Origin of the sequence: Streptomyces sp. NPDC058653 (genome assembly GCF_042716895.1) — a bacterium.
Taxonomy (GTDB): Bacteria; Actinomycetota; Actinomycetes; order Streptomycetales; family Streptomycetaceae; genus Streptomyces.
In genome coordinates, this window is sequence record NZ_JBHXRM010000032.1 from 92,831 (window position 1) to 102,300 (window position 9,470).

A 9,470-nucleotide genomic window follows, 5' to 3' on the forward strand; every position below is an offset into this window, starting at 1 on the left:
GCGACCGCACACTGCGCCGAAAACTGCGGACAATATGCGAACGGGTCGACGTCGAGACGCCGATCGAAGCGGTCGTGTGGGCCGTACGGCGAAGAATCGTGTGAGCCTCGCCGAATCCACGCCCCGACGCCCGTGAATCACAGCACCACGCGGTATCGCACAAAGCATCACCCACCGCGTACGGGCGACGAGAATACGTAATTCTCGGTTCGGACATGTGGGCCCGGAGCGGCGGCGTCGAGTGACGGTTAGCGGAGGAATCGTCACCGACCGCCGTTCGTAAGCCCGGACCTCGGGCCGCCTTCCACGCGGGATGTTTTTCCCCCTGACTCGCGCGGAGGCGGCCCGACGGTGCGTCCGGGGGCGGCCGGACAACGGGCCTGGCAACCGGCTTGGCAACCGGCCTGGCAACGAGCCTGTCAGCGGCCCGGCCGCGCACCGACTCAACAGGAAGCACGGCCGGTCGGGGGCCGGCCCACGATCAACGGGGCAGCGGACGCCCGCCCCTCGGCCCCACACGGCCAGCCCGCCCCAGCCCCGCCCCCGGACGGCATCCGCACGGGCATCCCGACGGCATCCTGACGGCATCCCGAAGGCGCTCGGGAGGCGAGGGGGCGGCGTTCGGAGGGGGGTTCGGAAGGGCTGGGAGCGCTCACGGGGGACGGCCGTGTACGGCCCGTCCGGGGTGGCCCGGCAGTCGTGCACGTTACCCACCGAGCCCCGCCCCGGCCGGGCGTGGCCGATGGCGGTCAATTCGTTGTCCGCCGACGGCGTCCCGCGATAGAAATCGGCTGTGGCAGGCGAAAAGATTCAATACCCGCAGGGCCGGTCTTCCGCGTCGGCTGTCGACAGTCCCGTGGACGCATCGGTCGAACAGCTCCTCGTCCAGCTCGACTTGGGTTCACTCAACGCCTCGGAGGTTTTCTCCTACCCCGGCCGCAACGACAACTGGTCGGGCGTGACCGACACCGGCAAAGCCGTATTCGTGAAGCGCCTCAAAGGGAATCCGAAGGAATCCCTGAAGCGCTACCGGCGGCTCATGTCATTCGAGCGCCTGATGAATCGCGGCCAATCCCCCTTCCCCCGCCCCGAATTCCTGGGCGGCGACGAGGAAGGGCGCCTGCTGGTCTTCGGCATGCTCGACGACATCCGGTCGGGCAGCGAGCTCGCCGCGGAGGACGAGTTCACCGAAGCCACGTCCGCCGAGGCCGGCCGTACGGTGGCCGCCCTGCACCAACTGCCGTTCCTGCCCGAGGACTTCCCCGAGCCGGATCCGCACCCGTACCCGCCCGTCGAGGATCTGCGCTCGCTGCCGCTGGAGCACTACGTCAACGCCACGGGCGCGTTCATCCAGGGCTGGGGGCTGCTCCAGCGCGACGCGGCGCTGCTCGACGGGCTCGAACGGCTCCGGGCGACCGAGTCCGAGGCGGCGCGCGTGCCGATCCACGGTGATCTGCGACTGGATCAGTTCCTGGCCACGGAGAGCGCGCTGTACGTCAACGACTGGGAGGAGTTCCGGCTCGGTGACCCGGCGCGTGACGTCGGGGCGTACGTCGGCGAATGGCTGCACCGCGCGGTGCTGCGGATCCCCTCGCAGGAGACGGACGACGCGTTCTCGGCGACGCTCACCCACGAGGAGGTCGTGGCGCGCGGGAGCGAGGAGCTGGAGCGCGTACTGCCGCTGATCGCCGCGTTCCACCGCGGGTACCGCGAGGGCGGGGCCCCCGAGGACGAAGGACTCGTCGTACGGGCCACGTCCTACGCCGGATGGCATCTGATCGACCGGCTGATCGCCTCCACCAAGGAGAACGGCCGCCTGTCGGCCATCGTCAGGGCGGCGGCCGGAATCGGCCGGACCGCGCTGCTTGATCCGCGGAGCTTCGTCTCCACGGTGGGACTCGGGGAGGCCGCATGAGCACAGTCACGGGCACGGCCGAAAGCACGGCCAAAGGCACAACCACAGACACGGCTACGGCCACGGCCACAGCTCCCGCAGGTCGCGCCAACGCGAACGCCAACGCCGCTGCCAGCGCCAGCCCCGGCGTCGATCCGGAGCTGACCGACGCCCCGCCCCTCCTCTCCGCCGGACTCCAGAGCGCGCTGGACACCGTACGGATCGCGGAGGACGGCAGGACCGCCTGGATCGGCGACGACGAGGTGACCGCCGAGTCCCCCTCCGCGATGCGCTTCACACTCGCCCGCGCCCTCTACGAGGTGCTGCACACCGGCCGCGGCATACGTGACCGCAAGGCGCCCAAGACCCTGCGCGCGCCGGAGTACGAGACCCGGATCGCCGAGGCGACCCCCCACGCGACGACCGTCGCGCCCGCCGTCCTCACCGGGCGTCGGACGGCCGCCGGCCGCCGCGTGGTGGAGATCGACGGTCTGCGCCTGAACGTGCCCGACTCCGTGACGCTGCGGGAGACCGGCCGTACGGTCGGCGACCCGGCGCGCCCCGTGGTCCTGATGGGACTCCCGTCCGCCCGCCCGCTGATCTCGCCGGGGTTCTTCCTGGTGGACAGCGGCAAGGGCCGTACCGGCGGGGGCGATCTGCTCCGCATGTATCTGCGGGTGGCCGACGCCGAACAGGCGCCCGCCCTCTGGAACGCCGTACTGAGCACGCTGGAGAGCCGGTCGGCGATCTACCGGGCGAAGATCATCTCGAACCCGGCCAGCCTGCCGCGGAACGACGGCATGGTCGTCTATCTGAGTGCCGAATCCTGGGGCGTGGTCGACGCGTTGACCGAGAGCGCCCTGGCCACCGGGCTGCCCGAGGGCCCGCCTCCGTCGTTCGCGCATGTCGTGGCCCCAGGCGTGACGGCCGCCTGGGAGCCGAAGGACGACCGCACCGGCATGCGCGGACTCAGCTTCGGCGAGCACCGCTCGCACGTCGTGGCCCGCGCGTTCGTGGCCGCGGCCGAGCAGGGGCGTGAGCGCCCGACGGCCGCCGAGCTCTCGGCGGCCTGCGCCGCGGCCAACGTGGACCCCGCCGACCCCGCCCGGAATCTCGACTCGGCGGCCTGGCCCTGGACGGCCACAGGCTCCGCCGTCCCCGAGGCCAGCGCCGACCGCGTGGCCGACCCCGACACCAACACCACCCCCGGGGCCGCCGCCGCGCCCTGAACCGTCGGCCGTGCGACCCGAAAGTGACCGGATGCACCCGCACGCTTGAGGAGTACCACCACCATGGCCAAGGCAGAACCACGTCCGGCCGGCACCGACGAACTGCGTGTCTTCGCCCAGCTCCTGGAGGGCCGGAAGACCGCCGTCGCCGGTGCGGTGGTGATGAGCATGCTCTCCGCCGTCGCCACGCTCATGCTCCCCCTCCAGGTCCGCGACCTGGTGATCGCCCTCGGCCAGGACGAACGGCCGATCCGTCCGATGCTCGCCATGGCCGGTCTCGCGCTCGGCGCGGGCCTCGCGTCGGCGATCGGCTCCTTCCTCCTCGCCCGCGCCGGTGAGGCCCTCGTCTCCGAGGCACGCTTCCGGATCGCCGCGCACATCCTGACCCTGCCGCTACGGCGTGTACGGCGCGAGGGAGCCGGCAATCTGGTCGCCCGTGCCAGCTCCGACAGCTCGCAACTGCGCTCCGTGGTGGACGTCGGCGTGGCGCAGATCCCCTCGTCACTCTTCCTGGCCATCGGCACGCTGATCGCCATGGGCCTGCTGGACTGGGTCCTGCTCCTGGTCGTCCTCGCCACCTTCACCGTCGCCGGGCTCGGCATCTTCGCCTGCGTACGGGCGATCCGCAGCGGCGTGGAGAGGCAGCAGAACGCCATCGGCTCCATGTCCCAGCAGATGACGGCCGCCGTGCTGTCGCTGCCGACGGTCAAGGCGTTCCTGGCCGAGCGTCAGGTGGCATCCTCGCTGGGCCACAGCGTCGACGACGCGCGCAAGGCCGCCGTGTCCGTCGCGCGAGTGAGCGCGCTGGTCGGTCCCACGATGCAGTTCGGCCAGCAGTTGTCGATCGTCGCGGTCATGGTGGTGAGCGGGGCGCGGCTCGCCTCCGGGGATCTGAACATCGGCGAGTTCGCCGCGTTCATCGTCTATCTGCTGCAACTGGTGTCGCCGCTCACCCTGTTGGTGTCGGGCTTCGCCCGTATGCAGGCCGGCCTGGCGGCCCGCGGCCGGCTGAACAGCGTTCTCATGATCCCGTCGGAGGACTCCGGACCCACCACCGCGATCGAGCCCTCACCCACCGCGCCGGCCGTGGAGTTCGACCGGGTCACCTATGTCGACGGCGATCGCACGATCATCCACGAGGCGGCGTTCGCGGCGCCCGCGCGCGGGCTGACCGCCATCGTCGGCCCCTCCGGCGCCGGCAAGACGACACTGCTCGGCCTCACCGAACGTTTTCTGCTGCCGGACTCGGGCCGGATCTCGGTCTGCGGTTTCCCGGTCGAGGAGTGGCCGCTGCACCAGCTGCGCGGGCAGATCAGTTACGTCGACCAGAGCTTCACCCTCGTCGAGGGCACGGTGCGCCGGAACCTCCAGCTCGGCCAGGACACCGCCGTACCGGACGCGGAGCTGTGGCGGGCGCTGGAGACACTCGGGCTGCGGGCGGCCGTGGAGGCGCTGCCGGACGGACTCGACACCGAACTGGGCCGCGCCGAGGACCTGTCGGGCGGCCAGCGGCAGCGGCTGGCCGCCGCCCGCGTACTGCTCCGGGAGACCCGCGTCGTCCTCTTCGACGAGCCGACGTCCCAGCTCGACAGCGAGAACGAGGAGCGGCTGCGGGCGCTGATGCGTGAACTCGCCGCCGAACGCGCGGTGATCGCCGTCGCCCACCGCATCTCGACCGTCCAGGACGCCGATCTGATCGTGGTCGTGGACGAGGGGCACATCGTCGACCGGGGTACGCACGAGGAGCTGCTGACGCGCTCCGCGCTCTACCAGGAGCTGGTGCACGGCCAGGCGCTGCGCGGCGGCGAGGCCGGGCGCGTGCCCGCCGGAAGCACCACCACCGCACCGACCGCGGTGCCCGCCGGGACCACCGCCGCCGCACCGGCCGCGGAGGAAGCCACGGCGACCGCTCCCGCCCCCGAACCCACCACCACCACGCCCCCCACGGACCCGGCGCCCGCGCCGGAGACCGCCCCCGTTCCCGAGCCCGCGCCCGTGGCGGGTTCGGGGGCGGGAGCGGGAGCGGGAGCGGCGGCCCGGTGACCGCCGGAGCGGGTGTGCCCGAACCGGTGGGGATACGGCGGCTGCTGGTCGTCGGTACCGGGTCGGTGACCGCCGCCCATCTGCCGTTCTGGGCCAGCTGGCTGAAGATGGGGCAGCCCGGTGTCGAGGTGCGTTACGTCCTGACGGGGGCGGCCACCCGGTTCGTCACCCATGAGGCGCTGGTCGCCATCGGCGGCTGCGAGGTGCTGGCGGACCGCTGGCCCGAGGAGCCCGAACCCCGCGCCCGCCATGTGGATCTGGCGCAGTGGCCGGACGCCGTGGTGGTCCTGCCCGCGACGCTCAACTATCTGGCCAGGCTGGCGCTCGGGCTCGGTGACTCACCGTCCGTCCTCGCGCTCCAGTGCACCGAGGCCGCGATCGCTCTGGCGCCCGCGCTGCCGCCCGGAGGCGCGCAGAGCGCGGCGTACGCGGAGCACTCCGCCAAGCTCGCCGGACGCCGCAACGTCGTGGTCGTCCCGCCGCACCCCGGCCGCAGTACGACCAGTGGCCGGCGCGAGGCGTGGGCGCCGGCCTCCTTCCCCGAGGTACTGACCGCCGCGGACCGACTGCGGGCGGAACTCGCGAAGTCGGCGGAGCACGCCGAGCAGGCGGAGCAGGCCGAGCAGGAACACGCATCAGCGGAAGAGCGGAATCAGCGGAATCAGAGGGAGAGAGCATGACCACCGAAGCACCCCAGCAGACCGGGAACCGTACGAACGGCTCCACGGCCTCCCGGAAGAGCAACGGCAGCAGCGCGTACGGCGAGGCGCTGGCCGACGTGTACGACTCGCTCTACCCCACCTCCGGCCCCGCCATCGACTCCATGATCACCTTCCTGGACGAGCTGCGCCCCGCCCCCGCCTCGCTCCTCGAACTGGGCGTCGGCACCGGCCGGTTGGCCATCCCACTGGCGAAGCACGGTTACCGCGTGCACGGCGTGGACGCCTCCCCCGCGATGCTGGCGAAGCTCCACGAGAACGACGCCACGGGCGAGATCACCAGCTCGGTCGCCGACTTCAGCGCGCTGGAGGTGGAGGAGCGGTACGACGTCGTCCTCACCGCGCTCAACACGTTCTTCATGCTCCCCACCCAGGAGTTGCAGATCAGCTGTCTGCGCGGGATCCACGACGCGCTCGCCGACGACGGGGTCGCGGTCTTCGAGACGTACAACCCGCAGAACTACCACCGCCTCACCGAGGCGACGACCCAGATCGGCCATCTGGCCCCGGACGCGCTGCTGTTGGACACGGTCCAGGTCAACCGCCAGCTCCAGTCCGCCCTCGTCGTCCACACGATCCTGGGCCCGGACGGGCTGCGGAAGGTGCCGGAGGTCAGCCGGTACGCGTGGCCCGCGGAGTTCGACGTGATGGCCAGGCTCGTCGGGCTGCGGGTCACGGGCCGCTGGGCCGGCTGGGACCGGAGCGCGCTGTCGGAGCTGACGGAGAAGCACATCGTCGTGGTGGAGCGTCAGAAGGCATGACAACCTTGACGGAGTGATGTGTTAACGCAATACTTCAGCGAGTTAACACATCACCGTCGGAAGGTGTGGCACATGGCTACGGCAGCGCTGGAGGTCGACCGCGTACGGAAGAGCTACGGCAAGCGCCGGGCCGTCGACGACATGACCTTCGAGATCCGCTCCGGCGAGCTGTTCGGCTTCGTGGGAAGCAACGGGGCGGGCAAGACCACCACGATGCGGATCATCCTCGGAGTGCTCACGCCCGACGCCGGGGAGGTCCGCTGGCTGGGCCGTCCGGTGGACTTCGCGGCCCGCAGGCAGTTCGGCTACATGCCCGAGGAGCGCGGTCTGTATCCGCGGATGAAGGTCGCCGAACACCTGCGGTATCTGGGTGAGTTGCACGGCATGTCGCGGGCCGGGGCGCGGGCGGCGGCCGACCGGTGGATCGAGCGGCTGGAGGTGGACTCGTACGCCTCCGAGGAGGTCCAGAACCTCAGCCTCGGCAACCAGCAGCGGGTCCAGCTCGCGGCGGCCCTCGTACATGAGCCGAAGGCGCTGGTGCTGGACGAACCGTTCTCCGGGCTCGACCCGGTGGCGGTGGACGTGATGCGCGACGTGCTGGCGGAGAGGGCCGCCGAAGGCGTGCCCGTCATCTTCTCCAGCCACCAACTGGCCCTTGTCGAACGGGTCTGCCACCGGGTCGGCATCGTCGGCGGCGGGCGGCTCATCGCCTGCGGGACGGTCGAGGAGCTGAGCGGGAGCGCCGAGCGCCGGCTGCTGGTCGACGCTCCCGGGGCGGACGAGAACTGGGCGGCGGGGCTGGCCGGCGTGGAGGTCATCAGCCGCGAGGGCACCCGCACCCGGCTGCGGCTGGCGAAGGGCGCGGACGACCAGCAGGTGCTGCACGCGGCGCTGGCCACGGGGCCGGTGTCCGCCTTCGTATCGGAACAGCCGCCGCTGACCGAGCTGTACCGCGATCTGGTGACCAGAGACGACGCGGCGAACTCCGCCGCCGAGGGCCCGACACCCACGGCAGATGCCACGGACACGACGGACGCGTCGGTGGATGCCACGGACGCGGCCGGCGGGGCGGGCAGGGTCGAGACGGTTTCGGCGGGCAGCGGGAGCGAGGGCGGCGGGCGATGAGTACAGAGGCACAGGCGGACGCGAACGCGCACGCCGCCCCGGGCACGGACAAGGACCCGGGCACGGACACCGGCGCCACGGTACGGGGCGGTGGCACGGCGGCCCCCGGCGGCGGCCCCTCCCCCGATCCGGGCGCCCTCTCGGCGCGCCGGGCCGTCGGACTGGTCGCCAAGCGCGAGATCAACAGCCGGATGCGGACGAAGTCCTTCGTACTGAGCACGCTGGGACTGGTCCTCGCGCTCGGCGTCTACACCCTGATCATCCTCTTCTCCAAGGAGGGGCCGACCAAGGTCGGTGTCGACCAGGACACCGCGTCGATGCGCCCGATGCTCACCGCCGCCGCCGACCGGGCGGGCGGCCTGGACTTCGAGTTCGTCACCGTCGACGGCGCCCGGGCGGAGACGCTGCTGCGCGACGGGGACGTCTCCGCCGTGATCAGCGGCGACACGGCGAACCTCACGGTGACCGTGGAGCGCGAGACGGACGAGGATCTCCTCGCCCTCGTGAACGCCGCCGTGGCCGAGGAGCGCACCACGCGGGAGCTGGAACGCGAGGGCGTGGACCCGGTGGACTTCGCGGAGCGCGTGGCGTCGTCGAGCCTGGAGACGAGGACGCTGGAGCCTTCGGAGAACAGCGCGGCCGAGCAGTTCGCGCTGATCCTCTCCTCCACCGGACTCCTGTACTTCTTCTTCATCGTCTACGGGATCATGCTGGCGCAGGGCGTGGTGGAGGAGAAGACGAGCCGCGTGGTCGAGCTGCTGCTCTCCAGCATCCGGCCCTGGCAGCTCCTCGCGGGGAAGCTGATCGGTGTGGCCGTGGTCGGTGTGACCCAGCTCGTCCTGCTCGGCGGGGCCGCCGTCGTACTCGCCGAGGGCACCGGCGCCATCTCACTGCCGACGGCGGTCGGCGGGACGCTGGTGACGATGGGCGTCTGGTTTCTGCTCGGTTTCTTCCTCTTCGCCGCGATGCTGGCCGCCGCCGCCGCGCGCGTCTCACGGCAGGAGGACCTCCAGGCGGTGGTGCAGCCGGTGATGGTGCTGATCACGACGCCGTTCGTGCTGGGCATCACCCTGCTGAGCAAGAACGCGCACGACCCGGTGATCGAGTGGGTCTCGCTCGTACCGCCGCTGAGCCCGATCCTGATGCCGGCGCGCATGCTGCTGGGCATCGCGCCGGCGTGGCAGGTGGCCGTGTCGCTGGTGCTGGCCGTGGCCGCGCTGGTGGGTCTGACCCGTGTCGCGGGGCGGATGTACGCCAACAGCGTGCTGCGCAGCGGCTCCAGGGTTCCGCTGGCCGACTCGCTGCGGATGCGCTGACCGCGGGCCGCCGACGTACCCGTGTCTCCCTGTCCCTCGTCCGTCCCTGTCCCTCCTGCCCCGTCCGTCCCTGTCGCCCCTGCCCCGTCCGCCCGCCGGGCCCGCCGCTCCCCACGCGTGGCACCCCGGCCCGATCCCCCCACCCGCCCCACTCACCCCGGCACTTCACCCCACACCCATATCCCCGAGAGCCCATTCCCCCCACCCCCACCCCACCCTCATCACCACCCCACGGGAGTACGTCATGAGCAGCGCAGTCTGGATCGCCATCGGAATCGCCCTCCTCGTCGCCGTCGTCGCCGGGATCAGCAAGAGCAGGAGCTGATCCCCGCCCGACACCGCACCACCGACCGAGGGGCCGGCGTTCCCGGGAATCACCCGGG

Annotated in this window: 8 protein-coding genes; 7 read left to right on the top strand and 1 reads right to left on the bottom strand. The window is 71.7% G+C overall.

The window, feature by feature from the left end:
• Positions 1-856: 856 nt before the first annotated feature.
• The 7 genes from lxmK (at position 857) to ACFWU9_RS25150 (ending at position 9,087) form a co-directional block, all read left to right on the top strand.
• Complete coding sequence (gene lxmK / locus ACFWU9_RS25120; protein ID WP_384322077.1) at positions 857-1,915, top strand: class V lanthionine synthetase subunit LxmK; 1,059 nt, start codon at positions 857-859, stop codon at positions 1,913-1,915.
• Entirely contained in the window at positions 1,912-3,123 is a 1,212-nt protein-coding gene (locus ACFWU9_RS25125; protein WP_384322079.1) for a T3SS effector HopA1 family protein, read from the top strand. The genes lxmK and ACFWU9_RS25125 overlap by 4 nt, the downstream gene beginning before the upstream one ends.
• 63 nt (positions 3,124-3,186) lie before the next feature.
• Positions 3,187-5,166, top strand: coding sequence for an ABC transporter ATP-binding protein (locus ACFWU9_RS25130; protein ID WP_384322081.1), 1,980 nt, complete (start codon positions 3,187-3,189; stop codon positions 5,164-5,166).
• A complete protein-coding gene (locus ACFWU9_RS25135; protein ID WP_384322083.1) occupies positions 5,163-5,846 on the top strand; it encodes a flavoprotein in 684 nt (227 codons plus the stop codon). Before ACFWU9_RS25130 ends, ACFWU9_RS25135 begins: the two co-directional genes overlap by 4 nt.
• Positions 5,843-6,646 carry a class I SAM-dependent methyltransferase gene (locus tag ACFWU9_RS25140; RefSeq protein WP_384322085.1) on the top strand — a complete coding sequence of 268 codons (804 nt, stop codon included), beginning with the start codon at positions 5,843-5,845 and terminating at the stop codon, positions 6,644-6,646. The genes ACFWU9_RS25135 and ACFWU9_RS25140 overlap by 4 nt, the downstream gene beginning before the upstream one ends.
• 72 nt (positions 6,647-6,718) lie before the next feature.
• The gene (locus tag ACFWU9_RS25145) at positions 6,719-7,771 is read left to right on the top strand and encodes an ABC transporter ATP-binding protein (RefSeq protein ID WP_384322087.1); all 1,053 of its coding nucleotides are present in this window, start codon (positions 6,719-6,721) and stop codon (positions 7,769-7,771) included.
• Positions 7,768-9,087, top strand: a complete 1,320-nt coding sequence (locus ACFWU9_RS25150) for an ABC transporter permease (protein WP_384322090.1) — start codon at positions 7,768-7,770, stop codon at positions 9,085-9,087. Before ACFWU9_RS25145 ends, ACFWU9_RS25150 begins: the two co-directional genes overlap by 4 nt.
• A 165-nt stretch (positions 9,088-9,252) precedes the next feature.
• On the opposite strand, the gene ACFWU9_RS25155 is transcribed toward ACFWU9_RS25150, so the two are convergent.
• A partial coding sequence (locus tag ACFWU9_RS25155; protein ID WP_384322092.1) for a hypothetical protein occupies positions 9,253-9,470 on the bottom strand: 218 nt, incomplete at its 5' end.

Bases quoted from the DNA above. Each gene is read 5' to 3' on its own strand.
- ACFWU9_RS25125 (WP_384322079.1), top strand. From the start codon at position 1,912: ATGAGCACAGTCACGGGCACGGCCGAAAGCACGGCCAAAGGCACAACC.
- ACFWU9_RS25150 (WP_384322090.1), top strand. From the start codon at position 7,768: ATGAGTACAGAGGCACAGGCGGACGCGAACGCGCACGCCGCCCCGGGC.
- ACFWU9_RS25140 (WP_384322085.1), top strand. From the start codon at position 5,843: ATGACCACCGAAGCACCCCAGCAGACCGGGAACCGTACGAACGGCTCC.
- ACFWU9_RS25130 (WP_384322081.1), top strand. From the start codon at position 3,187: ATGGCCAAGGCAGAACCACGTCCGGCCGGCACCGACGAACTGCGTGTC.
- ACFWU9_RS25145 (WP_384322087.1), top strand. From the start codon at position 6,719: ATGGCTACGGCAGCGCTGGAGGTCGACCGCGTACGGAAGAGCTACGGC.